Genomic DNA, 24,867 nt, shown 5'->3' with positions numbered 1-24,867 from the left:
CGATGGCGTCCAAACGGGACCAGCTTCAGGCCTACCAGTTTCTCGTCCAGCGGGCGACCTCGGCACTGGTCATCAGGGAGACCGACCCGGAGCAGCCGCCGTTTCGCCGGCCGGCGAGCGCGTCGCTCGCCGGTGTCGCGCTGGCCATCGTGGCCCTGGCGTGTGTCGGCCTGTACGGGATGATCGTGCCGGGCGGCAACAACGCCTGGCGCAAGGACAACGTGGTCATCGTGGAGAAGGAGACCGGCACCCGCTATGTCTACCTGAACGGGCGGCTGCACCCGGTCACCAACTATGCCTCCGCGTTGCTGCTGATCGGTAGTCATGGCAGCACCGAGCGGGTGTCCAGGAACTCCCTGGTCGACGTTCCACGCGGTCCCCGGATCGGCATCCCGGACGCGCCGGACGCGCTACCCGGCAAGGACCGGCTGCTGCCCGGAGCGTGGTCACTGTGCTCGGCGCCGGCCAGCGATGTGGCCGGCAGTCGGATCGAGGAGTCGGTGCTGCTGGTCGGTACCGTGCCGGGTGGCGGCCTCGGCCTGGGGGAGCAGGCGCTGCTGGTGGAGTTGGTGCCGACCGGCGACCGGTTCATGATTTGGCGCGGCCACCGACACCGGATCAACGACTATGGTGCGGTCGGTACCGGGCTTGCGTTGACCACACAGCCGTGGGCCAGGGTGGGCCGGTCCTGGCTGGACGTACTGCCGGAAGGGGCACCGGTCGGACCGATCGAGGTACCCCAGGCGGGAACCCCGTCCACCGCCGTGTCGGGGCGTACCGACATCCGGGTCGGGACGCTGCTGGTGGTGCACACCTCCGGCGGTGGACAGCAGTACTACCTGGCCGAGCGGGATTCGCTGCGTCCGATCACCGAACTGCAGTACGACATCCAACGGGCGTACTCGCCGATTCTGGCCGCCTATCCCGGCAGCGAGCCAAGGGCGGTTCCGCTGGCGCCGTCGTTGGCCGCCACGGCCCGCCAACTCCCGCTCGTCGACGTTGCTGAGGGGGCGGCACCCGCCACGCGGCCCACGATGTTCCGGTCACCGGACGACGAGGCGACCGTCTGCGCCATCTTCGACCCGGGTACGGCGGTGCCCCGGCTCAGTGTCGGCCCCACACTGCCGCCGGCAGATCCGCTGACCACGACTACGCGTCGGAGCGTGAACGGCACCCCGCTTGCGGACCGGGTCCACGTACCGCCGGGTCGGGCCGTCGTGATCGAGGTGATGCCGTCGGCGCTCGCGCCGGTCGGCACCCTGACGGTGGTGACCGACATGGGCCGGCGCTATCCGGTGGCCACGCCCGAGGTGTTGGCGATGCTCGGCTATTCGGCGGTCCGCCCGGTGCGGCTGCCGGCGAGCCTGGTTGCGCGCCTTCCGGAAGGTCCCAGCCTCGACCCGGCCGACGCCGCGCGCCAGTCGCTTGGCGGATGATCCTTCAACGATGCTCACAAGGGGCCGGGCCGGGCCGGATCGTGGTCCGGTCGACTCCGTCAGCGTGCCGCCCGGTCGACTCCGTCAGCACGTCGCCCTGGCCCGGTCAGCGTGCCGCCCTGTGCCGGTCAGCGTGCCGTCCGGTCGACTCGGTCAGCGAGCCGCCCTGGGCCGGTCAGTGGCAACAGGGTACGGGGATCCAGGGCTGCCCGTAGTCGGGTGGGGAACGGCTGCCCGGCCAGACCTCGGCGGATGGATCGCACCTCGGCCCAGGCGCTCGCAACGGTGTCGTCGGTCACCTCCATCCCGGACCACAGCGCCCGGTCCAACACGTGTCCCAGCCTGATGATCGACTCCGTGGTCGTCGTGCCCGCCACCGGGGCTGCCGACCTGGCCAGATCTCGGGGTGTCATCCCGATGCGGTACGGCACCCCGTAGGCCAGCAGTTGCTCGTACACCTCGGTCCAGGCGGAGATCACGCCGTCGGTGCCGGTCCGGCGACGTCGTCGCCCGGCGCGTACCGCCTTCGCCAACGGCACCCCGAGCAGCCAGCCGAGCAGTAGCCCGGACAGCACGGTCGCCACCATCAGCCCCACCTCGCGGAGATCGAGGGCGGCAACCTGATCGTCTCCGACCTGCTGCGGTGGCGGTGGTAGTTGGGGCGGACGCAATTCCTGCTCCGGCGGCAGCTGTGCCCGCGCCTGCGCGGCGGCCTTGGCGAGGCCGGACGGTGCCTTGTCCGGCCCGTTGATCTTGGTCCCGGCTGCGGTCGGGTTGAGCGGCACCCATCCCACTCCGGCCACCGCCACCTCCGGCCAGGCCAGCACGTCGCGGTTGCGTACGACGTAGGCGTCGCCATCGGTCTCGGTCGACCCGCGATAGCCGACCACCAACCGGGCCGGAATACCGGTCAACCGTGCCAGGACCACGTACGCGGCGGCGAACTGCTCGCTGGTACCGCGTTTGCTCTCGGTCAGGAAGTGCCGCAGCTGCGGCCAGCCATGCCCGGTCGACAGGTTGCCGCCGATCACCACCTGGTAGTTGTCGCTGAGGAACCGATCCAGTTGCAGCGCCGACTGGAAGCTCGGCCGTAGACCCTGCACCGCGTCCATGGCGAACTGGCGGATGTCGGCGGGTACGTCGCCGAAGTCACCGAGTCCCCCCGTCGTCTCGGTGTCGACCGAGCCGACGCCGAGAGCGGCAGCGTCGACCTCGGGTTCGGACCAGGTCAGCCGATAACGTCGGTCCTCGCCAGCAGCGGTGGGCTGATCCAGGAGCAGCGTACCGGCGGACTGGTCCACCAGCGGCACGAGTCCGTCCACGGCCAACGGGATCGGCTGGCTCGGCAGCCAGGGCCCGGCCAGGTCCCGTACGTGCACCTCAGCCGACCGGGTGGCGCTGCCCGGTGCCCCTTCCAGGCGGGCTCCCAGCCGGTACAGCCGCGTGTCAGCCGACCAGTTGACGCCGTCGAATCCATCCAGCACGACCAGGCTCCACCGGTCGACCGGTCGGTCGCTGCGGTAGCGGAACACCTCCCGGTTCGGGTCGGCCAGCCGCTGCGCGATCTCCTGCAACGGGTTGCTGATCCGGGTCTGCCGCAGCGGTGCCGTGTGCCCGTCCCTGAGACGGTACGGATCCCGGCCGGCCGGGTCGAGGCTGCCGATGACCACGGCACCCGCCACCATCGCGAGCACGGTCGGCACCGCCAGTCGGATGTGCAACCCGGAGGGCCGCCGGGGCATCCGGCTGCCGCCGTCGCGCGGGCGGGACCGACTCGGACGATTGGCGCTCAGCAGCAGGGCGACGGGGATCACGTAGCATGCCGCGGCCAGCGCTGCCGTGCCGCCGGTCAGTGCCTGGTACGCCTGGGCGAGCCCGGCCACCGCCAGGCCGGGAAGCACCGCCGCCATCGGGTTGCGGAGCCGGAGCAGGAGTTCGATGCCGAGCAGCGCCGCCAGCAACACGGCCAGCGGCACGAACAGCAGTTGTTCGGCATCCGGCCTGGCGGGCCAGGTGGACTGCAGGGTGAGCAGCCAGCCCTCGGTGAACCCACGCCACAACGCCCGCAGTGACGCCGCAGTGGGCAGGCCGGCGACGGTGGTCGAGAACGACACGGACTCGACCAACCCGAGCACACCGACGAGCAGCACGAGCAGTGGCCGCGCCGCTGCCAGGCGCGGCCAGCGCGCGACCAGTTCCACACAGCAGTAGGACGTCAGGATGACCACGAGCACCGGCGGCAGCAGCGCCGTCAGGCCGAAGACCGGCGCGAACAGCAGACCGGCCACCGCTGTCGAACCGAGCAGCCCGACGACCGCGAGCCGATTGCGGTCGGTGTGCCCCCTACCGAGGCCGCCCGGCACCTGGCCGTCGGTAAGAGCAGGCCGGTCGGATCCGCTCATGCGGAGCCGGCCCGCGACGCGTTCCACTTGGCTGTGGCGTCGGCGGCGTCCACCGCGGTGATCGACCCGGTGCCGCCGTGGGTTGCCGGCGGTGTGCCGCCGAGCCGGATCACGGTGTCCGGCCGCCACCGGCGGGCTGAGCCGAGTTCGGCGTCCGGGCCGGTGATCACGACGACGGCCCCACCTGGCCGGACCGTGGCCAGCGCTGGCGGCACCAGCGCCGCATCGTCCGCCGCGTCCTGGCTGACCAGGCACAGTTCGTCCAGTAGCAGCCGGGCCGCGCGCAGGCCGCTGTCCACCGGGGTGGCGGTGCCGGTCGGTGTGACCAGCCGGCACTGCTGTCCGGACGCCGCCGAGGCGTACAGCAGCGAGGCCGCCACCTCGACGGCCTCCTCGAACATGGCGGGGCTCAGTACGGCTACTCGGGTGTCGAGCACGACGGTGCACCTCGTCCGGGCCGGGTCGGCGTAGTCGCGCACCATGAGCTGACCGGTCCGGGCGGTCGCCTTCCAGTACAGGTGACGCACCTCGTCGCCGGGCACGTATTCCCGGACCGCGCGTAGGTCCGTCGAGCCGCGCAGCGGCGGATCGGTGATCGGCCCGGCATGGTGGTGCCGGGGGTGTGCCACCTGCGCCGGACGTGCCTGATGCCGACGGGGATAGACCCAGAGACCTTCGGTGCCGCCGACGGTCTGCTCGGTGCGGATGAGGTCGAAGAGATCAAACCGGGTCAGCACGAGCGGACCGACCTGGAGTTGGCCCCGCACCGCCGTGGGAAGTTCGTAGTGGTAGGTGGCCTCCGCGCCGGGGGCGAGTGGTCTGACCTGGATCCGGTGCAGGGCGACCCCGACCCGGTCACCTGCGGCGAGGCCGCCCTGCCGCCGTGCCGTGGGGTTACGTACGACCAGGGTCGCCAGTGCGGGCCTGCCCCGCTCGATCCGGTCCGGATAGACGGTCCGGCCAATCTCGACCTTCGGTCGGAACATCGTGCCCCCCACAGCGGCCAGAAGACACCCCACCGCGACGCCACCCAGCACGCGAAAGAAGGCGTAGCCGGCCAGCTCGCCGATGGCGTAGCAGCAGACGGCACCGGCGAGGACGGCGACGCCACGGCGAGTGAGCCGCACGCCTATCGCCCGGTCACGGCCGTGGGGATGGCGATATCGGACAGCAACTCGTCCACCACCTGGCTGGCCTGATGCTGGTTCAACTCCGCGTCCGGGGTGAGCACGAGGCGATGGCACAGCACCGGGTGGGCCACGTCCTTGACGTCGTCCGGGATCACATAGTCACGGTCGTGGGTGGCGGCGATCGCCTGGGCTGCCCGAATCAGGGCGATGCTGCCGCGTGGGCTGGCACCGTACCGGACCGCCGGATGCGTTCGGCTCGCCGCTGCCAGCCGGACCGCGTAGGAGACGATCTCCGGAGCCACCCGGGACTTGCGTACCTCGCCGATCACCCGCTGCACGTCGGCGATGTCCAGCACCGGCTTCAGCCCGTCGGGGCTCACCTCGGCGCAGTCCGCCAGCACGATCCGTTTCTCGGCATCGTGATCGGGATAGCCGACCGACAGTCGCATCAGGAACCGGTCCAGCTGCGCCTCCGGTAACCGGTAGGTGCCTTCCAGCTCGATCGGGTTCTGCGTGGCCACGACCAGGAAGGGCCGGGGTACGGCGTAGCTGACCGAGTCGACGGTCACCCTGCGCTCGGCCATGACCTCCAGCAGCGCGGCCTGGGTCTTGGGCGTGCCCCGGTTGATCTCGTCGGCCAACACCACGTTGGCGAAGATTCCACCGGGGTGGAACTGGAACCGTTCGGTGCTCTGCTGGTACACCGTCACGCCGGTGATGTCGCCGGGCAGCAGGTCAGGGGTGAACTGGATGCGGTGCCACCGGCCGCCGATGCTGGCGGCGATACACCGCGCCAGGGTCGTCTTGCCGACGCCGGGCACATCCTCGATCAGCAGGTGCCCCTCGGCGAACAGGGCTGCGGTGGCGAGCCGGACAACCTCCGGCTTGCCGCGTACGACCAACTGGACGTTGTCGGCGATGAGCTGGTAGGCCGCCCCCGGGGTTGGTGTCACGACGCTGCACCTTTCGTTCGACGCTTGACGCGGTGTCCGGCCCGGTCCGGCAGGTCCGATCCAGCGGGTGGGCCCGGCGGAGTCTCCCGGTCACGTACCTACCTGCGGCACACCTGTCCAGGTGTCGGTGCTGTCGCCAGCCGGGTTCTTGATGGTGGCCGTGACCGTGATGCTCCCGAACCAGGCGAGGTTCGAAAGGGTGAGGTCCGTGACGCCGTTGCAGGAGACCGAAGCGGATACGCGTTCGAGGAAGCGTGCCTGGCAGGTCGCGGGTGAGCCCTTGTTGTCGGCCCGCACGGTCACGAGCAGGCCGACCGGCACAGCCCGTACGCGGAGGATCTCCACGGTCGGCGGCGTAGCGGGGAACTTCGCGGAGCCGGCTGCCCCGCGGACCGTCGGCGAGCCGGACGGGCCGAACCTGGTTATCGCGCGAACCGTGACGGTACCGGAGACCCCGGTGTACTGGGTGGTTCGGCTGGTCACCCGACGGTCGGCCTGGCCAGACGCGCTCACCAGGTAGTGCACGAGCGTGCCACCACCGAGGTCGGGTTGGTTCCACGTCACGGTATACGCACCGGAGGCGGTGCTCACCGTGACCTTCGGTGCGGTGGCCGGACGCTGCGGGATGACGGTGTCGCTCGCGCCGGGGCCCCGACCCACCGCGTTCTCCGCGACCACGGTGATCTCGTATGACGTGCCGTTGGTCAGGCCGGAGACGGTCGCGCGCAGCGTCCCTCCGCCGACCGTGGTCGACCCGCCGGGCCAGGACAGGTGGTACGCGGTGATCCTTGCCCCGTTCGGGGCGGCGGCCCGCCAGGTGACGGTGGCCGACCCGTTACCAGCGGCCGCGTTGACCCTGCCGGGCGCACCCGGAGGATTCGCCGGTACGCCCGGAGGAGTCGCTGTCGGGCTCGGCGGCGTCGTCGTCGCGCCGGTCGGCTGGGCCGTCGGCTGCTTCGGGTCCTCGCCGTCGATCGGCACGTTCGTGACCGAACCGTTCTCGCCGTCGACGACCAGCACGTGTGAGCCATCCGGGCTGTCGACGTAGATCCGGTTGTCCTCGCCCCGGCCCAGCCTGGGTGATCCGCCGTTGCCGGGGATCTCGGTGCGGTCCTTGGGTGCGCCGCTGCCGTCGTAGGTCAGCAGTACGTTGCGGGTCTGGTCGACCAGCGCGATGACGTTCGAGGTGGTCACCGGCTCGGAGAACTTGCCGTCCTTGGGGAGTTCGACGACGACCGGTTGGGTTGCCGGGCGCTTGTGCAGGCCGGCGGTGTCGACCAGGAGCAGGCGGTTGTGCTCGGGGTCGACGACGGCCAGCCGTCCGGCCACGGCACTGTTCGCGACCTGGGCCGATGCGGGCAGGTCTGCGCCGATGGTGGCCGGCTCGCCGAGTCCGCCTTCACCGACTGTATGCAGTGTGTCGGACGTGGTGTCGACGAGCACCGGCTGGTCGTCGACGACGGTGAGCGAGCCGCTGTGTCCCTGTGTCATCCGGGCGTGGCAGACCAATCGGGTGGCGACCCGGGTCAGCTCACACAACGACCCGCTGTCGGTCCGGTGTAGCCAGACTGTTCCGTCACCGGCCGCCGCAGGCCGGGACAGCGGACCGCCGGCGGGCACCGTCGCGGCCGGATCACCGAGCCGGACCACCTGCCCCGCGTTGCGGTAGACCAGGTACGGACCGCCCGCGACCTCCAGCACCACCGGTTGTTCGGTGGCGGGCGGAGTACGGGTGTCCTCGACACTCAGGGTGGACTTGCTGAACACCGTCACCCGGGAGCGCTCGACCACATAGCCGGACCGTTCGCCCTGCACGACCTGGCTACCCTGCGCGGCACCGGGCACCATGGCCCGGGCGTCGACCCGACCGGTGGAGCCGTCGACGTGGAACGCCGACTGGAACTCGCTGCTGTAGACCCAGTGGCCTATCTGGATGAACTGCAGGTCAGGGGAGGCCGGGGAGCGGCCTGCCACGGCCATGCCGACAAGTCCCACGCAACTCGCGACCAGGGCCGCGATCGTCATGCGGGTCCGCGCCGTAGCGCTGAGCTTGCGGCGGCCGGGACCTCTCGGGTGCCTCAAGTCCATGGACACACCGCGACCCTATCGCGGGCTGATTCACCCGCGATACATCGATGAGCGGAGCCGAACGAAGACCGATCCGCGGCTCGTCGCTATTCGCCGAAGACGAAGTGTCATCGAAACCTCATGTCCGTCGCGTGAGGCTCGGGCGGTGACCAGTTTCGGGGCGACCCAGACCGGTGAGCAGGCCGGCGCACCGGTGCCGCCACCAACCGTACGGCCGATGACCACCTCCGATGCGACGGTCCGGGTAACGTCCGACGTCACGACGGCTCCGCTGGGCGCGGCGCGCGCGGCAGCCCGCGCCGCGCTGACCGCCGCAAGATCCGGGGCCCATCAGCCGTGGGCACCCGCGACCATGCCGGTCGCGGTCGATCGGGCAGAAAGACCACAGCAGCGCGAGCCGGTGCCGCCGCGACCCGGGCCGGCCCCGCGCCGACCCCGGAGACCCCTCGGTGGAGTCGGGGTGCTTCAGCTCATGTGTTGGCAGATCGTGCTGGTCGCCAGTGTCCTGGCCCTCGACGAGCAGTGGCCGGTGATCACCTCGACCGGGTTGGTGGCCGTCGTCGTCGTGGCGCTGACCGCCGTACGTGTACGTGGCCGATGGCTGTACGAGTGGCTCGTGTCGTCGTCGGGATACCTACTGCGAGACCGCGACCGGGACCTGCCCGGCGCGGGCGAGACCGGTAGGGCACTCCTGCGCATGGTCTCGCCGGAGGCGGTGGGAATCATCGGCACCGTCGATGACGACGGTGAAGACGCAGTGTTCATGATCAGCCGGACCGAGGGGATCACCGCCGTACTGCAACCGGAATCGACCGTACGTGACCTGGTGAGGGCGATGCCGGCTCCGCAGACGCTGTTGCCCGCAACGGATGAGCAGGTACCGGCCGTCGCCGTACAGGTGGTCCATCACGCCGGCATCAACCGGGCACGTCCGCCGCGTACCTGGGTTGCCCTGCAGGCGCTGCGTACGGCCGAGTGGTATCGGGACGCCGACGTCCGGCAGACGCTCGGCAACACCGTCCGGCGGGTGCAACGCAGGCTCCGCCGCGACGGCCTGCCGTCAAGGACGCTCACCGAGCACGAGACGCTGGGGACCCTCGCCGCCCTCGCCCATGTCAACGCTGGCCGAGGCGAGGTCCGAGAACAGTGGCGACGGTGGCGGAGCGGACCGATCGAGCAGGCGGTGTTTCGGCTCGACGGTTGGGCCGAGCTGCCCCCGGCGACCGCCCCACAACTGTTGCGCTGGCTGCTCACCGCCGCACCACAGGCGGCGGTGACAATAGCCGTCACCGCGCACCGTACGCCGGCCGAGGCCGAGCCCCTGGTGAGCGCCACACTGCGGATCGCGGCAACCAGCCCTGCCGCGTTGGAGAGCGCAGCGGACGAACTGGCCCAACTGGCTCGGGAGCGGGACGTCGGCATGGAACGCCTCGACGGCCGGCACGCCTGGGGAGTGGCGGCCACCCTGCCGCTCGGTGTGGTCAAAGGGTGATCAGGTAGCCACTTCCGCGCAGCGTGTGGATCAGCGGCGGGTCGCGGAGCTTGCGACGCAGTTGGGCGATCAGGACGTCCAGCACGTTCGACGCCGGGTCGGCCATCTCGTCCCAGGCATAGGAGATCAGCTCGTGACGCGACACCGGCTGCCCCGGCACCGTCATCAACCGTTCCAGGACGAGGAACTCCTTGCGTGTCAACGTCAGCAGCACCCCGGCTCGGGTCACCCGGTGCCTGCCGCCGTCCAGTTCGACATCCGCGCAGCGCAGCACCGCCGGCCGCCCCACCGTCGCGCGCCGGCACAGGCTGCGTACCCGGGCCACCAACTCCGGCATGGCGAAGGGCTTGACCAGGTAGTCGTCACCGCCGAGGCGCAGGCCGTCGACCCGGTCGGCCTCGCTGTCCCGCGCGGTCAGGAACAGCACCGGCAACTGCCAACCCGCCGCGCGCCGGCCGTGCACGTACCGCAGGGCGTCGCCGGCCGGCAGCATCCGGTCGAAGACCGCACAGTCGTAGGAGTTCACGAACAGTGCCTCGTCGGCCACCGGCAGGTCCGGCGCGGTGTCCACCGCGAAACCGGCACCACGCAGGGCCGCCTCCAGTGCCAGCCGCAGGTTGTCGTCGTCCTCGGTGACCAGAACCCGCATGGGCAACAACGCTAGCTTGCCCGCTCCAACAACCAACCACGGTCGGCTGCCTTGGCGCCGGCCTGGAACCTGCTGCGGGCACCGAGCCGATTCATGATGCCGGCGACCATCCGCCGGACCGTACGGACCGAGATCCCCAGCCTTGCCGCGGCCGACTCGTCGGTACTGCCGGAGCAGAGCAGGGTGAGCAGCGCCCGCTCCCGGTCGGTCAAGGCCGAGCCATCCGCGTCGTCGGGCAGCTCCATCGGGGTGAGCGGCACCGCGGCGGGCCAGATCCGATCGAACAGTTCCCTCGCCGCGGTAACCACGCTGGGCAGCCGGAAGACCGCCACGCAGCCGAGGCGTTCGGGGCCCGACCGTTCCGCCGGCAACAGGGCGGTCATTCCGTCGATCACCACGGCCTCCATCGGAACCTCGACGTCGGTGCGCACCTCCGCGCCGGCGAGCGACAGGCTACTGAGCCTTCTGGACAGCCGCGCCGAATCCGGGAACAACACCCGGTAGCGCACCCCACGGCGCAGGTTCTCGCGATCGGTCCACCGGAACGTCCCAAATGGCGACGTGCCCGCGCCGGTACTCATGACCAGAACTTCGCTGACAGCCGACGCGAGCAGCGCGTCGTAGCCGGCGTGGCCCGGAGTGTGACCGTTCCCCGCGACCAGGCTGAGCCTGCCGGTTTGTAGCGTGTTCAAGACAGAACTCCTCCGTTGACGGCGGGTCAGGCAACTCGGCTACTTATCAGCGACCGCTGATCTCGCCGTACGGGCCCGAGGTCGGGCTCGGTGGCGTCGGCACACCGGCGTTCGCGGAGCCGGCCGCGTATCCGATCGCAGATGTCCTCTAGCACCGCACGCTCGGCACCGGTGAGCAGCCGCCGGTACGGGCCGAGGAGCGCGGCAGGGTCGAGGTCCGGGTAGGCGTCCGGCACCGCTTCTGTCCAGGTCCGACGTGCTGCACGTCGAGTCGTACGGGGCCGGTCGGTGTCCTTCCGCTCGGCCGTCACCGCCTCCGTGTGCTGCTCAGGCTGCCGCGCGTCGTCGCCAAGGAGGACCTGCCATTGGGCCGCGACGAGGTGCGGCCCTGGCTCGATGCCCAGCTCGCCGACGATGACCCGCCGGGCCCGGTCGTAGGCGGCCAACGCGTCGGCCGGTCGCCCCGCCCGGTGTAGCGCACTCACCAGCCGGGCCCAGGTCCCCTCCCGCAGCGGGTCCTCCTCGACGAGGTCACGGAGCATCGCCGTCGCGTCGGTGTGCCTGCCCAGGGCGAGCCACGCCTGGGCCTGGAGTTCGCGCAGCTCCCGGTGTAGCTCGTCCAGCCTGGCTGATTGTGACCGCGCGGCATCGAAGGTGAGCCCGTCGAACGGCCTGCCGCGCCACAACGCCAACGCGTCGGCGAGCTGCCTCGCCGCCGTGGCGTACGCGCCGTCGGAGGTCGCCAGCCGGGCCGCTGCGGCGAGCGACTCCACCCGGTCGGTGTCCAGCTCCCCGGGCAGCACCCTGATCCGATAGCCCTCCGGCCGGCTCTCCACCCGGTCGCCAAGCTCCACTCGCAGCCGCCACACGTAGCTGCGCAGATTGCGTAGTGCGGACGGGGGCGCGGCCTGTTCATGCCAGATCGCGTCGATCAGGTGGTCTACGCTCACCACCGCGTTAGCGTTCAGAAGCAACACCGCCAGCAGCGTCGCCGGCTTTCTTGCCCGTAGCTTGACCGGCGCACCTGGTGCGGTGTGCGCTTCGAGCGGACCGAGAACGTGGAACTGCATGCCTCCCACCTTCCGCTGCCACAGATGAGGTTTCGATGACACGGGTGATGGTCGTCGAGGACGACGAGAATCTGCGGGTGGCGGTGACCGTCAAGTTGCGCGCCGAGGGCCTGCACGTGGACGCCGTCCGCGACATCGCTACCGCGGATCGGCTACTGCACGACGGTCACTACGATTGTGTGGTGTTCGACCGCATGCTTCCGGACGGCGACGCGATCGACTACGTGTACCCGCGGCGCCAGCAGGGCTGGGGCGTGCCGGTGCTGTTCCTCACCGCGCGCGATGCCCTCGCCGACCGGGTGGCGGGGTTCGAGCACGGCGGCGACGACTACCTGGTGAAGCCGTTCTCGATGGTCGAACTGACCGCCCGGGTGGCCAACCTCTGCCGCCGGTCCGGGACCGGCCGACCATCGGTGTTGCGCCACGCCGATCTGGAGATGGACTGCGCGCGCCGCGAGGTACGCCGAGCCGGCATTCTCCTGACCCTGTCGAGTAAGGAGTTCGCGGTGTTGGAGTTCCTCCTCGCCCGCGCCGAGCATGCGGTGGATCGGGCCGAGCTGATCGAGCACTGCTGGGACTCGGAGACCGATCCCATGTCCAACGTGGTCGACGCGGTGGTCAAGCGACTACGGCGCAAACTACGCGAGCCAGAGCTGATCCATACCGTACGTGGCCGTGGTTACCGGCTGGCGTACGCGTGACGGGGTCCTCCGCCGACCGGTTGCGCAGGCTGCGCTGGGTGCTGACCGCGGTGTTCACCGCGACGAACATGCTCGGGCTCGTGGCGTTCGCCTCGTGGATGATCAGAGAGGACGCTCGGCAGGGTGTCGCGCGGACCGATGCCGAACTGCACCGGGTCACCTCGTCGGTGAGCAGAACCGTCATCTTCGACGAGACCATCGACTTCAGCCTGGTCAACACCGACGTGCTGAACGACAGGTGCCCGCAGTTCGCGATCATGCCCGGCGGTGCGCCCGCGTTCCAGGCGTACCTGTCCAGGACGGAATGCGTACGCATGGACGGTGCGGTGATCAGCGGACTGGCGGCCAGCGGCGTACGCTCCGGCACCGTCGTCACCGGCTACCAGAAGGGCATCGGTGGCGAGCTGGTTCGGGTGCGGGTGGAACCCCTGCTGGACCGGGCTCGTAAGCCCATCGGTGCGGTGGTCGCGGTCGCCGACATGCGGCCGGAACAGCGGCAGCACGATCGTCTGGTGCTGATGGTGGTCGGCGGCTGCCTCGTGTTGATCGGCGGTCTCGGGGTGGTGGGGCACGTACTGTCGGGGCGGGCGATCCGGCCTGCGGCCGCCGCACTGCAGCAGCAGGAGGTGCTACTCGCCGAGACCGCACACGACCTGCGTACCCCGGTGGCGGCGTTGCGCGCGCTCGCCGAGACGGCGCTGGACAATCCGACCCAGCGGGCCGACCTGCTGCCGCGCACGGTCCGGCTGGCCGTCCGGATGGGCGGGATCATCGACGGCCTGCTCGTGCGCGCCAGGCTTGCGGCCGGAGTCGAGCAACTGGCCATCCAACCGGTGTGGCTCGATCAGATGGTGGCAGGCGTGGTCGAGGACGCGCCGGCCGACAGCGCGAGAATCACCGTCACCGCCGCACCGACGAAGGTGGACGCCGACCCGGCCCTGCTACAGCGGGCCATTGGAAACCTGTTGGACAACGCCGTGCGGTACGGGCGTCAGCCGGGTGCTGAGGCGATCGTGCACATCACGGTGGCCGGCGGCACGGTCACGGTGGCCGACCACGGGCCGGGCATCGACACCGCACTCGCGGACGAGGCGTTCGACCGGTTTTCGAGCACCGGCGGATCATCCGGCCTGGGACTGTCGATCGTGCGCTGGGTGGCACAGGCACACGGTGGCACGTTGTCGGTCTACAACGCCGACGAGGGTGGCGCGATCTTCGAGTTGAGCCTTCCGGTCAGCGCACCGTGAACTGCTGCCACGGCGGCAGGTCGACCCACTCGCCGTCGAGCTGGTAGGCCAGGTGGTAGGTGTAGACGCCAGGTTTGGGAACGTCTCGGTGGAACAGGATCTCCTGGGGCACCGTGCCGAGCGCGACGTCCTCCTGCTCCGGGAAGTCGTGGAATGCCCCTGCCTCGTCGCGTACCCGGACGGTCAACCTGCGTAGGGTGACCGCGCGGTCCGCGCTGATGGCGGCGCGAGCCGTGACCGTACTGCCGGCAGTGGACACCGCCGGCTCGACGGCGAGCCGACCCGCGATGGTCACCTCACCGGCCGACGGGCCGACCGGAATCAGGTCCGGCTCGCCCAGCCGGGAGAGGACGACGACGGCCAGCGTGATCGCCACCGCCGCAGCGGCCAGGTATATCCACCGTGGACGAGCACGCGTCGGCATGGGTCATACGTTACGGGCAGCCGGCGCGAAGAGGCCGCTGCGACCGGTTCCGGCCATCTCGCTGGCCCGATCGCCGACGAGCACGGCGGTGTCGACCGGACCAGCGGTGACCGGGGCCACGGCTATCCATCGCGCAGTCAGGCGGAGCCGAATCCGGTGACCCGAGGATGCTGACCTCGGGTACGGGTAACGGTGGAGGGGTCGTCGTTGCCGGACCGGCCACGCAGCGCCACCGGTACGCCATCGGTGCCGGCCGAGGGCCGGCGCCCACCACGGGAGCGGGCGGTGGGGTGTTCACCCGGTCCGGGGTGCAGGGTGCCCGCCACCTGCTGGCCGGCCATCGGCGGCATCATCGGCGGCACCGCACCACCCGCCGGCTTTGTCGCGCCCAAGGCGGCCACGCCCGGCTTCACCTCTGCGGCCAGGGTCGGTGCCAGCCTGCCGGCAACCGGCTTCGCGAGCGGCATCAGCCCGGTCCCGCCGGCCGTGCCCGCCCCGCCCGCCCCGCCCGCTACCGGTGGGCCGCCTGTTGGCGGCACCCCACCAAGCGATGCTCCGGAGAACGGATCGGGGACCGGAGGGCTGGGTGTCAGCCCGGCCAGCGATGGCCCGGCCGAATCGTTCAAGCCAGGTAGGTCGGTCACGCCGGTCACTCCGCTGCTGATCGACGAGGCCAGGGTCTGCAGCTCCGACAACACGGTCACGCCTGCGGTGGCCGCCTCGATGAAGTCGGCCGGTGAGTTGCCCTCGGCCGGTGGGGCGCCGCCCGTTGACTCGGGCAGCAGGTCGGCGGGGGACTGGATACCGGCACCCGAGACCACCTTGAGCATCGACATGTCGAACTGCGTACCCAGCGCGGTCATCCGCGCGCCCGCCGCCTGCTGGAATCCGAGCGCCGCCCACGCGGTCAACGGGTTCGAGAGGGCAGCGGTATAGGCCTGGTGAAGACCGGTCACGGTCTGTAGCGCCTCCGGGATCGCGCTCGCCAGCGTGGTGAGTGTCTCGGGCACCTGGGCCACATCGAGCCGGTCGCCCCACATCTTCAGCTCGGCGAGGGTCCGCTGTGCCTTCTCCTCGTGTGCCCGGCCGGCGTCGTCGGTCCAGGTCGGCGCCAGCTCGCCCACGCGGGTGTGTAACTCCGTTCGCGCGGCCTCGATCCACTCGCGTACCTCCGTCCACATCCGTGCGGCGTCGATGAGGACCGGGACGTTCGCCTGCTCGGCAGTGATCATCGCCAGGTGCACTTCGATGGGGAGCATGTTGTAGGGAATGGCCATGGAAGCCCCTCAGACAGTGGGCTGCGGGGCGTCGCCCGCAGACTCAGTGGGTTTGGTGGTGTCGGGCTCCCCGGAGGGCAGGGCCTGGGAGCCAGCCAGTTGCTTGACGAGATCGACTCCTTGCTTCACGACCTTGACGCCGGCGGCGGCCAGTTCCAGGGCGCTGGTGACATCCGCGGCGGTGTAGCCCGCGGCGGCAGCCTTGACCTTCGCCGAATCGGTGACGAGATCCTCAATGATCTTCGTCAGAAAGGTGGCCAGCTCGGCGGTGGCCGCCTTGTCCAGGACGGACATCGCGATGCCCTCGAACATCCCGGTGAGGTTCGGCGGTGTGCCCAGGCGTGCCAACGAGGGTGGCATGGGTGGCGCGGTGAGCTGGCCGGAGTATGCGTTCATCGCCTCGGTGTCGCCACTGATGTGCGTTGGGGGCATCTGCCTCTCCTCAATGTCCGGCGCGGTGTCTCGTCGGTCTGCGGTCTGGCTGGTTCACCTGCCACAACTCCTCGTCGAGCAGTGGGCCGGTGTCGGGCTCGGTGTCGGTTGCGGTGTCCCATCGTCGATGCGGTGCCACGGACGATGGCGACGCGAGGCTGTCCTTGGCCGGGTCCACCCGTCCAGCCCGGCCCAACAGGGACACCCCCGGGGTTCCGCTGGGTTTCCGCTTCCGTGGACTGCCCGTACCAGCCTGCTCGGCGGCTCCCGGCGCGATTCCGCCGCCACTGTTCGTTCGTTGGGTGTTCGGCGGATACATCGGCGGCATCGCCCCCGGGCCGGTGGTCCCGGTAGGCGTACCCGTGGTGGCCAGCATTGCGCTGGACGGTAGCGGCGTGCCGCTCGACCCACCGACCGGCACCGGGTTCGCCACTGGCGAGACGGCTGTCATGCCGGCGGCCCCACCACCGCCAGTCCCACCCCCGGCCAGGCTCGGCAGGCCCGAAGCGCCCATCCGGTCCAGGTAGTCCGCGTACTCCTCGGGGGACATCGAGGCCAGGTCCGCCGGGTCGAACTCGCCTACGGGCAGGGTCACCGGATTGGGTACCTCCGATCCCGTACCGGCGAGCGACTGCATCGCCTGGCTCAGTGCGTTCAGTGCCTCCGGTACTCCGTCCAGCAACGACTCGGCCTGATCCGGCGAGTCAGCGGCCGGATCGGTTGGCGACGGGTTCGGACCGTTGGCCGTATCGGGCACCGACGCAGGATCGACGCCGCCGGTCTCCTCCGGGCCTGCGGAGTTCGGACCTCCCATGGCCCCTGGGCCGGGCATGACACCACCCGGACCGACCTCCGACAGGTGTGCGCGTGGTCCGACCCATTTCAGCTTCTCGGTCAATTGCCGTACTGCCTGCTCGGCCACCAGGTATTCGAGGGCCAGTTCGTTCAGCGCCACCCCAGATGCCGCTTCGAAAGGCCGCTTGTCGAGTACCTGGCCATTCCGCTCGAAAGGCTCACGCTCTAGCTGATAGGCGGCATTTTGCAGGCGAATTCGATCCTGGGTGGACCTGATGGACACGGGAAGGTGGTCGTTGAACACCTTGTCGAGGGAGGCAGATGCAATTGCGTTGCGGACACTGATAAGTCCGTCGATGCTAGTCTTGACTCGCCCTTCGAGCTCCGAGAACGCCGCATCTCCCCAGTGTTTGCCTACGTTGTCGATCCTATTGCGGAGAGTGTGGGCTGTCTCGTCCAAGTAGCGGATCAATTCGGTCCATCTAGCAGCTTCGGCAGCGCAATTCTTGATGTGATTGTCCAGCTCGCGGGTAGCAATGTTGTCGAGTGTTTCCAGGCTGTAGCCAATACGGTAGTCAGTGAACTCGGTCACGGCACAAAACCTCAGGCGTCGTTCGCTGGAGCGGGCTGGAGGAAAATCTGAGCCTTGTCAGGCAGGTTGTATTCCCGACGGTTCAGGATGTTCTGGAATTCGCTGAAGCTCATATTGCCGGCGTCTTCGTAGCAGTCGGCAGCAGAAAGAATTATTGACTTGTACGCCTCGAATCCTTGCATTATGTGAGTGATCATCACCTGTGTCGCGTCCCTGGCGGAATGATTGGCTCCGGTCAACTTGACGCACTCCGCAAATTCATCCCCGCACGCCGGCAGTGACTCGCTAATGAGAGGCGGGAAAAATCCAACAATTGGTGCCGTGAAGTTGCCGGCGGATTCTCTCATCGGTTCCGGGGCACCGTCGATATATCCGTTGCCCATCCCGCTCCCCAATCCTTACGAGGCTGTGTTGTACAAGCCAAGCATGTTCATCGGTTGTCATGCCCGCCGCGACAGCAACCGGCCATCGGGCCGGCTCACTCACGAGGCGGGAGCCAGGCGATCTGGACCAGCCCCTTCTGGCCGCGGCGGTCCACCAACCAGCCGCGCCCGGGGGGCAGCACCTGAGCGCGCATGCCGCCGAGCAGCGGGCCCTCGTCCCGGTCACCGGACATCATCAGACCGGGTGTGCCGACCTCCCGTACCCGGTTGAGGAACGGCTCGAACAGCCCTCGGCCGGCACCGCCGGTACGCCGGGCCAGCACCACGTGCAGGCCGATGTCACCGCCCTGCGCGACCAGGGGCAGCAACGGCATCAGCGGGTGCGCCTTGTGGGTGGCCACCATGTCGTAGTCGTCCACCAGCACGAAGATCTCCGGCCCCTGCCACCAGCTCCTGGCCCGCAACTGCTCGGGCGTGACGTCCGGACCGGGCAACCGCTTGGCCAGCGCCTCGGCTGTCTCGGCGAGTAGTCCGCCGCTGTGCTCGTCGTTGGTGCCGTAGCCGAGCAGGTAGTCTTCGCCGACCTCCCCGAGCAGGCTCCGGCGGTGGTCGACCAGGATGATCCGGGCTTCGCTGGGCCGGTAGGCGTGCTGGATCCGGCTGGCCAGCACCCGCAGGAACGACGTCTTGCCGCACTGGGTGTCGGCCAGCAGGAAGAAGTGTGGGTCGGCAGCGAAATCCAGCCGCATCGGGGAGAGGTCCCGCTCGTGGATGCCGACGGTAAGCCCGACCTCGGCTCCGGTGAGCTTGTCGACGGCGGGCAGCTTCTCGAACGGGAGTACCCCGGGCAGCAGCCGGATCGACGGCGTGGGCTCGCCCGGCCAGGCGTTCCGGACCGCCTCCACCAGTGCGCCGATGCCAGCGGTGAGGTCTTCGGCTTCGGCGACTCCGTCGATCCGGGGCAATGCCACCAGCATCTGGTGCCCGCTCATCGAGATCCCCCGGCCCGGGGCATCGGTGGGCACGGTCAACGCGGCCCGCCGGTCGATGATGGAGTCGATCGGATCGCCGACCCTCAGCTCCAGCCTGCTCGCGAACAGGTCCCGGACGTTCATCCGTAGGTCGAAGGCGCGGGCGCAGCTGGCGACCACGTGCACGCCGTAGGACAGTCCGCGGGCGACGATGTCACCGACCATCTCCTCCAACTCGGCGAAGTCGTTGCGTAGGGTCTGCCAGCCGTCGATCACCAGGAACACGTCACCGTGTGGCTGGTCGGCGAACCGGCCTTCGGCGCGCAGCCTGCGGTAGGTGGTGATGCCGTCGATCTGGTGTTCGGCGAACAGCCGTTCCCGCGCTACCAGCAGCGTGGCCACCTCGGCGACGGTGCGCCGGACGGCTCCGGTGTCCAACCGGCCGGATACGCCGGCGACATGGGGCAGGCCGGCGATCGAGGCGAGCGTGCCGCCGCCGAAGTCCAGGCAGTAGAACTGTGCCTCGCGGGGCGTGTGGGTGAGCGCGAGGCTGGCGATCAGCGTGCGCAGTGTCGTGCTCTTACCCGCCTGCGGGGCGCCCAACACCAGCACGTGTCCGGCCGCGCCGGACAGGTCCAGCACCAGCGGGTCACGGCGCTGCTCGTACGGCCGGTCCACGATGCCGAGCACCGGTCGCAGTGATCCGGCCAGGGCGGGCGAGTCGGCGGTCAGGCCCCGCTGGGGGTGGGTGATCAGGGGAGGCAGGAGCCGGTCCATGGTCGGCGAGTCGGACAGCGGTGGCAACCACACCTGGTGTGCCGGGGTGCCCCGGCTGTGCAACCGGTCGACCAGGACGTCCAACAGGGTCTCGCCGGTGGCGGTGTCCTCGTCGGGCTCCGGCGTGCTTTCTTCGTCCTCGTCGACGTCGAGTACGGGGGCGAGGTAGGCCGTCGTGTACTCGTGCAGCACCAGATGCTCCCCGGATGCGGCCACCGTCCCACCGCGAGCGGTGCGCTGGTAGACACCCGACACGTAGGCCGCACGAAACCGGCTCATCGGATCGGTGCCGACCTTGAGGAATCCGTGGCCCGGGGCCCGGGGCAGTTGGAACGCCTCGGTTACCCCGAGCACTGCCCGGCTCTCCATCTCGGAAAAGGTCCGCAGACCGATCCGATAGGAGAGATGTGTCTCCAGTCCCCGCAATCTGCCCTCGTCGAGTCGCTGGGAGGCGAGCAGCAGGTGCACGCCAAGGGAACGACCAACGCGCCCGATCTGGACAAACATGTCGATGAAGTCAGGTTTGGCGGACAGTAGCTCGGAGAACTCGTCGCAGATCACCAGCAGCGTGGGCACTTCGGGCAGCGGGGCACCTGCGGCGCGCGCCTTCTCGTAGTCGCGCAGGGACGAGAAGTTTCCGGCCGCCCGCAGCAGCTCCTGGCGGCGGATTAGCTCGCCGTTGATGGCGTCGGTCATCCGGTCGACCAGGTGCAGCTCGTCGGCCAGGTTGGTGATCACGGCGCTGGTGTGCGGCAAGGCGTCGAGCCGGGTGAACGTGGCCCCGCCCTTGAAGTCGACCAGCGCGAAGTTCAGCGAGTTCGGTGGGTGGGTGACGGCTAGTGCCAGGACCAGGGTACGCAGCAGTTCCGACTTACCCGAGCCGGTTGCCCCGATCAGCAGACCGTGCGGGCCCATGCCGTCCTGGGCTGATTCCTTGAGATCGATTTCGATCGGGGTTCCGTCGGCCTGGATGCCGAACTTGACCCGCAGCCGGTCCCGGTTGGGCCGTGGCACCCATGTCTCGGCCGGGTCGAACTCGTACGGGTCACCCAGCTCCAGCAGCTCGGCCAGGCCCAGCTCCGTGGTCATCGGTGCATCGCCATGTAGGCCGGCGGTCAGCCGCAGCGGTGCCAACTGTCGGGCAAGCCCTTCGGCGGCGACCGCACCGAGGGTGTCCGCCCGACCGAGGTGGGCTTCGCCGTCGATGGTCTCGCTGGCGAGCGTGCCGTCGGTGTTCAGGTCGAGCACCACCGTGGTCCGGTCCAGTGCTCGCGGCGGCATCGTGGTCAGGTCCACGATGGTCACCCCTTCGACGCCTCCGCCGGTCATCAGGTGGTCGGAGCCGGCGACCGAACCGCCGTCGAGCACCACCATCAGGTGCGGGCCGGCGAGCCGGGTAGCCACCTCCGGGTCGAATCGTGGCCGCTTGGCCAGTTCCTCCTCAAGCATCGACTCCAGTGCCGGAATCGCCGGTGCCACCAGACGCAGCGGACCGAGCGCATCGGTCCGCTCCGGGTGCAACGCGTGCGGCAGCCATTTCACCCATTCCCAGTCGGCGCGGCGTTCGTCGCCGACACACATCGCGATCCGCAGGTCGTCCGGTGACTGCAGGGTGGCCAACTGTGCCAGCAACGCGCGTAGCATGCCGAGTGCGACGTCTCGATGCCCACGTAGGTAGATCCGGCTGAACCCGTTCACCGCGATCGCGATGGGCAGCCCGTCGACGGTGGCGTAGGTGGTGATGAACCGGCGTAGCGCTAGTGCGGACAGCGGTTCGAGTTCTTCCAGCGGCTTGGTGTCGGGGGTGACCAGCGTGGTGGCCGGGTTCTGCGCGCCGCGGCCGATCCGTGCGACACCGAAGTCCGGGGCGTCCTTGCGTCGCTCCCAGAGCCGATAGCTCGCCGCCAGCGACCACAGCGCGGCCGGGTCCGGGTGCAGGTACTCCATCGCCTCACGCTGCCTGCGCACCGAGCGCCTCAGTCGCAGCCGGTGTTGGGCCAGTTGCCGGAGGTACCTGCGTCGGGCGTTGCCCATCTCCCGCCTGCTCGGGCCGCCGCCCTGCACGAAACCCATGACGATCATGCCAAGCATGCCGACGCCCATCAGCCCGTAGATGACGAAGCGGATTGACCCGCCCAGCGAGCCGGAGAACATCAGCATCATCGACGCCGTCATGGCCACCATTGGCAGCACCATGAGCAACTGCGTCCACTGGCGTGCGGGTGGCGGTGGGATCTCCGGTGGAGCCTGGAGGATCAGCTCGCCGGCCGGCATTTCCGGAGCCGGCCGGCGGGGCGGTCTCTGCACCACGACTGTTGCCACGTCCGCGATCGTCCGCGAGCACCGGCGGCGGTGGGGCGCGATGGCAGGAAAGTGCCGCGAGCCACTGGCGGCGCTTCCTCGCGGCCTAGCCTGGGGCTCGACCATCGAGGAAGAGCGCTGTATCACCGAGCAGACCGATTCGGAGGAACGATTCGATGATGGGTCCGACCAGCGGCAAGATCGACGGTGACGTCGCCGCCATGCAGCGGCAGGCGAAGATCTCGTCCGACGCCAGTACCGATCTGCAGAACAGTTCCCAGCGCGTGACGAACTCGGTCGGCGACGGTGTGGCCGTCAGTTCCGGTTTGTGGCGCGACGGGCTCATGAACACCGAGGAGAGCAGGCACGGCTTCGTCACCGGTCGGATCGCTCCGATGTACCAGGATGATTCGGACGGGATGTACCGGGCCGTCGGCTACTACCAGGACGCGGACGACGCCGCGACGCAAGAGGCGAGCCGGGTGACCTTCGGGGGCACCGGCGGCCACGGTATCGCCGCCCAGATCTGACCCGGAAAGGAATACGACGATGAGTTCGTCATCTCGGATCACCGCCCACAGTGACACCAACCACGGCATGGCGGACGCCCTGAACAGGGGGGCACAGGAAAAGCGCGAGTACACCGACGACCACCACCGCGGCGCGGAGTTCATCTACCAGAACGATCTGACGGACTCGTTCGGCCAGAGCTACTACGAGCAGTCGGGCCAGGCCCAGGCGACGTCCAACGAGACCTGGGACACCGAGACAGCACAGGCGCGAGCCGTGATCAACGCCAACGAGCACCTGATGGACGCGGTGCGCAAGGCCCAGATGGGGATGGGTCGACTCTGATCGGTGGGTCAGGCGAGGCGGATGCCCCGGAAGAGCCCTGGAGCTCCCGGGGCATCCGCCGGTAGCGCTCGCTACTCGCGCTTTGGCTCGGAGATGAGGAATATCTGCTCCGGCGGCTCGACGACGGTCGGCTCGGTAGGCACCGTAGCGGCCCAGCCCGCTCGCCAACGACGCCGGCGACCGCGTGACGCGATCGCCACCACCAGCCCGGCCAGCACGATCCCGCCGGACACGACGGTGGCCAGCAACTTTGCCGTGTCCGCAGTATCGTGCTCCCATGCGGCCCGGTCGAGCTGCGCCTGGTCCGGCGGCTGCGGGACGTACGCGGGCAGCGCCGCCGGCCGGTCAGGGTCGAGCCCATCGGTCACGGCCCGATAGGGGTCGACCACACCGGCACCGTAAGACCTGCTGTCTCGACCTCCACGGGCCGGACTGGCCGTGGCCACCAGCCGCCGAGCAACCTCGCCAGCGGTGAGTTCGGGCCAGGCGGCGCGCACCAGTGCCGCGGTTCCGGCAACGAACGGCGCGGCATAGCTGGTGCCGTCGACATAGGTGTGGCCGGCGACCCTGGTCGTGGCCAGCACCTTGGCCCCCGGGGCGACAAGATCCACGTGCCGGCCGATCTGCGAGCCGGCCATCCGGGCCCCATCGATGTCCACCGCGCCGACGCCGAGCACGCCCTCGTAGGCGGCCGGGTAGGCCGGCAGCTCGGTGGTCGTGTCCCGCTGCGCGTTGCCCGCCGCAGCCACCACCAGCGCATCTGTGGCCACGGCGTACGCGACCGCCGCCCGGATGGTGGGAAAGTCGTCAAGGCCGGCGAGCGACAGGTTGATCACCTTCGCCCCCCGGTCGGCGGCATAACGGATGCCGTTGGCCACGACCTGCGGATCTATCCGCAGGGACTCGCCCTGGCCGCCGACATCCCTGTCGTTGATCCGCACCGGCAGGATCTGCGCGTCCGGGGCCACCCCGTGGAAGCCGATGCCGGGCACCGGGTCGGCGGCGATGATGCCGGCCACGCCGGTGCCGTGGGACACACAGTCGAACGCACCCGGCAGCGCACCCGCCAGGTAGAAGTCGCGGCCCCGATGCACCTTTCCGGGCCTGCGTAGCTGCGGGTGATCGGCATCCACACCAGAGTCGACCACCGCGACCAGCACCCCGGCGCCCCGGCTGTGCGGCCATGCCCGTTGTGGGTCGAGGATCTGTTGTGCCCAGGGCTGCGCCCGTACCTGGTTGCGGCCCGGATCTGGATTGTGGCAAGCACCGGCGGGCGGAGCCGCGGCCGCCCCGCTCGCGCCGCCGATGACATGAAGCACGGTCGCAGCCAACACGGCGGCGGCAGTGGGCACCTGACGTGGTCTCACCCATGGATCGTCGCGGTGTCGGGCTCCGCAGTGTTCCCACGTGGCCGCAACAGGTCAACCGTCCCTGCCACGTCGTACCCGGCCTGAAACTGGACCGGAAGCGATCTCGGGAGGCGCACCGTGGATACATCCCTGCACCTGGAGATGTACGGCGAGTACGAACGGATGGCCGAGGACGTCCGGTCGATACAGAAGCGGTCGGCCGAGATCCGGGTTACCGCCGATTCCGGCGACGGGCTGATCAGCGCAACCGTCGGCGGTGCGGGTGAGCTGATCGAGTTGTGGCTCGACCCGCGCATCTACCGCACCCCCAACTCGACCGCATTGGCGCAGGTCATCACCGACACCATCCGTCACGCGGTAGCGCTCTCCAAGGAGGAGGCCGTCGCCATCGCGGGAGCGTACCTGCCCCCCGGTGCCACGGCCGAGACGACCGACCTGCGGTTCGACCCGTTCCTGCACGAGCTCGACCGCCAGGTCTCCGGAGATGACCGGCCGTGAACGCGATCGACCGTAACGGTGACGGGGTCATGGACATGCTCCCCGACGAGACCAGAACCCATCTCAAGACAGTGCACAACGTCGGCGAAGAGTTCGAAGGCACCTGGCGCACCGCTCTTGGGGTGATCGACAGTACCGAGATCGGCGGGGGACCGATGGGCCGGAAGTTCATGGAGGGCTTCGAGCCCAACGTCAAGGAGCTGCGCTCGATCCTGGACAAGATTCCCGACGACTATCGGCAGTTGGCGAATTGGGGCTACAAGGCGGCGCAGATATACCAGGGTGCGGACGACGAAGCCGTTCAAGAGTTCCCGCGGAACTCGCAGCCTTGA

The 24,867-nt window shown here is 69.5% G+C and carries 22 protein-coding genes; 8 read left to right on the top strand and 14 right to left on the bottom strand.

Going from position 1 to position 24,867, the window contains the following annotated elements; genetic code table 11:
• The first annotated feature begins 2 nt into the window (after positions 1-2).
• On the top strand, positions 3-1,436 hold the full coding sequence (gene eccB, locus FHR38_RS00660; RefSeq protein ID WP_184531845.1) for a type VII secretion protein EccB: 1,434 nt from the start codon (positions 3-5) through the stop codon (positions 1,434-1,436).
• Between the two features lie 128 nt (positions 1,437-1,564).
• On the opposite strand, the gene FHR38_RS00655 is transcribed toward eccB, so the two are convergent.
• The 4 genes from FHR38_RS00655 to FHR38_RS00640 form a co-directional block, all read right to left on the bottom strand.
• A complete protein-coding gene (locus FHR38_RS00655; RefSeq protein WP_184531843.1) occupies positions 1,565-3,838 on the bottom strand; it encodes a transglutaminase TgpA family protein in 2,274 nt (757 codons plus the stop codon).
• Positions 3,835-4,965, bottom strand: coding sequence for a DUF58 domain-containing protein (locus tag FHR38_RS00650; protein ID WP_184531841.1), 1,131 nt, complete (start codon positions 4,963-4,965; stop codon positions 3,835-3,837). The genes FHR38_RS00655 and FHR38_RS00650 overlap by 4 nt, the downstream gene beginning before the upstream one ends.
• A 2-nt stretch (positions 4,966-4,967) precedes the next feature.
• On the bottom strand, positions 4,968-5,921 hold the full coding sequence (locus tag FHR38_RS00645; protein ID WP_184531839.1) for an AAA family ATPase: 954 nt from the start codon (positions 5,919-5,921) through the stop codon (positions 4,968-4,970).
• Between the two features lie 90 nt (positions 5,922-6,011).
• Complete coding sequence (locus FHR38_RS00640; RefSeq protein ID WP_221448861.1) at positions 6,012-7,946, bottom strand: fibronectin type III domain-containing protein; 1,935 nt, start codon at positions 7,944-7,946, stop codon at positions 6,012-6,014.
• 208 nt (positions 7,947-8,154) lie between these two features.
• Here FHR38_RS00640 and FHR38_RS33030 point away from each other — a divergent pair, with 208 nt between their 5' ends.
• Positions 8,155-9,501, top strand: coding sequence for a type VII secretion protein EccE (locus FHR38_RS33030; RefSeq protein WP_221448860.1), 1,347 nt, complete (start codon positions 8,155-8,157; stop codon positions 9,499-9,501).
• On the opposite strand, the gene FHR38_RS00630 is transcribed toward FHR38_RS33030, so the two are convergent.
• The 3 genes from FHR38_RS00630 to FHR38_RS00620 are packed head-to-tail and all read right to left on the bottom strand — an operon-like array spanning position 9,491 to position 11,912.
• Entirely contained in the window at positions 9,491-10,150 is a 660-nt protein-coding gene (locus tag FHR38_RS00630; RefSeq protein WP_184531835.1) for a response regulator transcription factor, read from the bottom strand. The genes FHR38_RS33030 and FHR38_RS00630 overlap by 11 nt on opposite strands.
• A gap of 11 nt (positions 10,151-10,161) precedes the next feature.
• A complete protein-coding gene (locus tag FHR38_RS00625; RefSeq protein WP_184531833.1) occupies positions 10,162-10,842 on the bottom strand; it encodes a helix-turn-helix transcriptional regulator in 681 nt (226 codons plus the stop codon).
• 26 nt (positions 10,843-10,868) lie between these two features.
• Complete coding sequence (locus FHR38_RS00620) at positions 10,869-11,912, bottom strand: AfsR/SARP family transcriptional regulator (RefSeq protein WP_184531831.1); 1,044 nt, start codon at positions 11,910-11,912, stop codon at positions 10,869-10,871.
• 35 nt (positions 11,913-11,947) lie between these two features.
• On the opposite strand from FHR38_RS00620, the gene FHR38_RS00615 reads away from it, so the two are divergent.
• A complete protein-coding gene (locus FHR38_RS00615) occupies positions 11,948-12,613 on the top strand; it encodes a response regulator transcription factor (protein ID WP_221448859.1) in 666 nt (221 codons plus the stop codon).
• Positions 12,610-13,860, top strand: a complete 1,251-nt coding sequence (locus FHR38_RS33025; RefSeq protein ID WP_221448858.1) for a sensor histidine kinase — start codon at positions 12,610-12,612, stop codon at positions 13,858-13,860. The genes FHR38_RS00615 and FHR38_RS33025 overlap by 4 nt, the downstream gene beginning before the upstream one ends.
• Here FHR38_RS33025 and FHR38_RS00605 read toward each other — a convergent pair.
• The 6 genes from FHR38_RS00605 to eccCa all read right to left on the bottom strand — a co-directional run bounded on the left by FHR38_RS00605 (position 13,847) and on the right by eccCa (position 21,833).
• On the bottom strand, positions 13,847-14,284 hold the full coding sequence (locus FHR38_RS00605; protein ID WP_184531830.1) for a hypothetical protein: 438 nt from the start codon (positions 14,282-14,284) through the stop codon (positions 13,847-13,849). The genes FHR38_RS33025 and FHR38_RS00605 overlap by 14 nt on opposite strands.
• Before the next feature lie 137 nt (positions 14,285-14,421).
• Positions 14,422-15,561, bottom strand: coding sequence for a WXG100 family type VII secretion target (locus tag FHR38_RS00600; protein ID WP_184531828.1), 1,140 nt, complete (start codon positions 15,559-15,561; stop codon positions 14,422-14,424).
• A gap of 9 nt (positions 15,562-15,570) precedes the next feature.
• On the bottom strand, positions 15,571-15,993 hold the full coding sequence (locus tag FHR38_RS00595) for a hypothetical protein (protein WP_184531826.1): 423 nt from the start codon (positions 15,991-15,993) through the stop codon (positions 15,571-15,573).
• Between the two features lie 10 nt (positions 15,994-16,003).
• Complete coding sequence (locus FHR38_RS00590) at positions 16,004-17,380, bottom strand: hypothetical protein (protein WP_184531824.1); 1,377 nt, start codon at positions 17,378-17,380, stop codon at positions 16,004-16,006.
• Positions 17,381-17,391: 11 nt separating this feature from the next.
• A complete protein-coding gene (locus FHR38_RS00585; protein ID WP_184531822.1) occupies positions 17,392-17,763 on the bottom strand; it encodes a hypothetical protein in 372 nt (123 codons plus the stop codon).
• Positions 17,764-17,858: 95 nt separating this feature from the next.
• On the bottom strand, positions 17,859-21,833 hold the full coding sequence (gene eccCa, locus FHR38_RS00580; protein WP_184531820.1) for a type VII secretion protein EccCa: 3,975 nt from the start codon (positions 21,831-21,833) through the stop codon (positions 17,859-17,861).
• A gap of 155 nt (positions 21,834-21,988) precedes the next feature.
• Here eccCa and FHR38_RS00575 point away from each other — a divergent pair, with 155 nt between their 5' ends.
• Entirely contained in the window at positions 21,989-22,342 is a 354-nt protein-coding gene (locus FHR38_RS00575; RefSeq protein WP_184531818.1) for a hypothetical protein, read from the top strand.
• Positions 22,343-22,361: 19 nt separating this feature from the next.
• On the top strand, positions 22,362-22,667 hold the full coding sequence (locus FHR38_RS00570; protein WP_184531816.1) for a hypothetical protein: 306 nt from the start codon (positions 22,362-22,364) through the stop codon (positions 22,665-22,667).
• Positions 22,668-22,738: 71 nt separating this feature from the next.
• Here the strand turns inward: FHR38_RS00570 and mycP are convergent, their stop codons facing one another.
• Entirely contained in the window at positions 22,739-24,034 is a 1,296-nt protein-coding gene (gene mycP / locus FHR38_RS00565) for a type VII secretion-associated serine protease mycosin (RefSeq protein WP_221448856.1), read from the bottom strand.
• 120 nt (positions 24,035-24,154) lie between these two features.
• On the opposite strand from mycP, the gene FHR38_RS00560 reads away from it, so the two are divergent.
• Both FHR38_RS00560 and FHR38_RS00555 read left to right on the top strand, forming a co-directional pair.
• Positions 24,155-24,535, top strand: coding sequence for a YbaB/EbfC family nucleoid-associated protein (locus FHR38_RS00560; RefSeq protein ID WP_221448855.1), 381 nt, complete (start codon positions 24,155-24,157; stop codon positions 24,533-24,535).
• A complete protein-coding gene (locus FHR38_RS00555; protein ID WP_184531814.1) occupies positions 24,532-24,867 on the top strand; it encodes a hypothetical protein in 336 nt (111 codons plus the stop codon). The genes FHR38_RS00560 and FHR38_RS00555 overlap by 4 nt, the downstream gene beginning before the upstream one ends.

Source organism: Micromonospora polyrhachis (assembly GCF_014203835.1).
Classification (GTDB): Bacteria; Actinomycetota; Actinomycetes; order Mycobacteriales; family Micromonosporaceae; genus Micromonospora_H; species Micromonospora_H polyrhachis.
This window is presented reverse-complemented; position numbering and strand designations above follow the sequence as displayed.

Bases quoted from the DNA above. Each gene is read 5' to 3' on its own strand.
- eccB (WP_184531845.1), top strand. From the start codon at position 3: ATGGCGTCCAAACGGGACCAGCTTCAGGCCTACCAGTTTCTCGTCCAG.
- FHR38_RS00655 (WP_184531843.1), bottom strand. From the start codon at position 3,838: ATGAGCGGATCCGACCGGCCTGCTCTTACCGACGGCCAGGTGCCGGGC.
- FHR38_RS00640 (WP_221448861.1), bottom strand. From the start codon at position 7,946: ATGACGATCGCGGCCCTGGTCGCGAGTTGCGTGGGACTTGTCGGCATG.
- FHR38_RS00630 (WP_184531835.1), bottom strand. From the start codon at position 10,150: ATGCGGGTTCTGGTCACCGAGGACGACGACAACCTGCGGCTGGCACTG.
- FHR38_RS00620 (WP_184531831.1), bottom strand. From the start codon at position 11,912: ATGCAGTTCCACGTTCTCGGTCCGCTCGAAGCGCACACCGCACCAGGT.
- FHR38_RS00615 (WP_221448859.1), top strand. From the start codon at position 11,948: ATGACACGGGTGATGGTCGTCGAGGACGACGAGAATCTGCGGGTGGCG.
- FHR38_RS00605 (WP_184531830.1), bottom strand. From the start codon at position 14,284: ATGCCGACGCGTGCTCGTCCACGGTGGATATACCTGGCCGCTGCGGCG.
- FHR38_RS00600 (WP_184531828.1), bottom strand. From the start codon at position 15,561: ATGGCCATTCCCTACAACATGCTCCCCATCGAAGTGCACCTGGCGATG.
- FHR38_RS00595 (WP_184531826.1), bottom strand. From the start codon at position 15,993: ATGCCCCCAACGCACATCAGTGGCGACACCGAGGCGATGAACGCATAC.
- FHR38_RS00585 (WP_184531822.1), bottom strand. From the start codon at position 17,763: ATGGGCAACGGATATATCGACGGTGCCCCGGAACCGATGAGAGAATCC.
- FHR38_RS00575 (WP_184531818.1), top strand. From the start codon at position 21,989: ATGATGGGTCCGACCAGCGGCAAGATCGACGGTGACGTCGCCGCCATG.
- FHR38_RS00570 (WP_184531816.1), top strand. From the start codon at position 22,362: ATGAGTTCGTCATCTCGGATCACCGCCCACAGTGACACCAACCACGGC.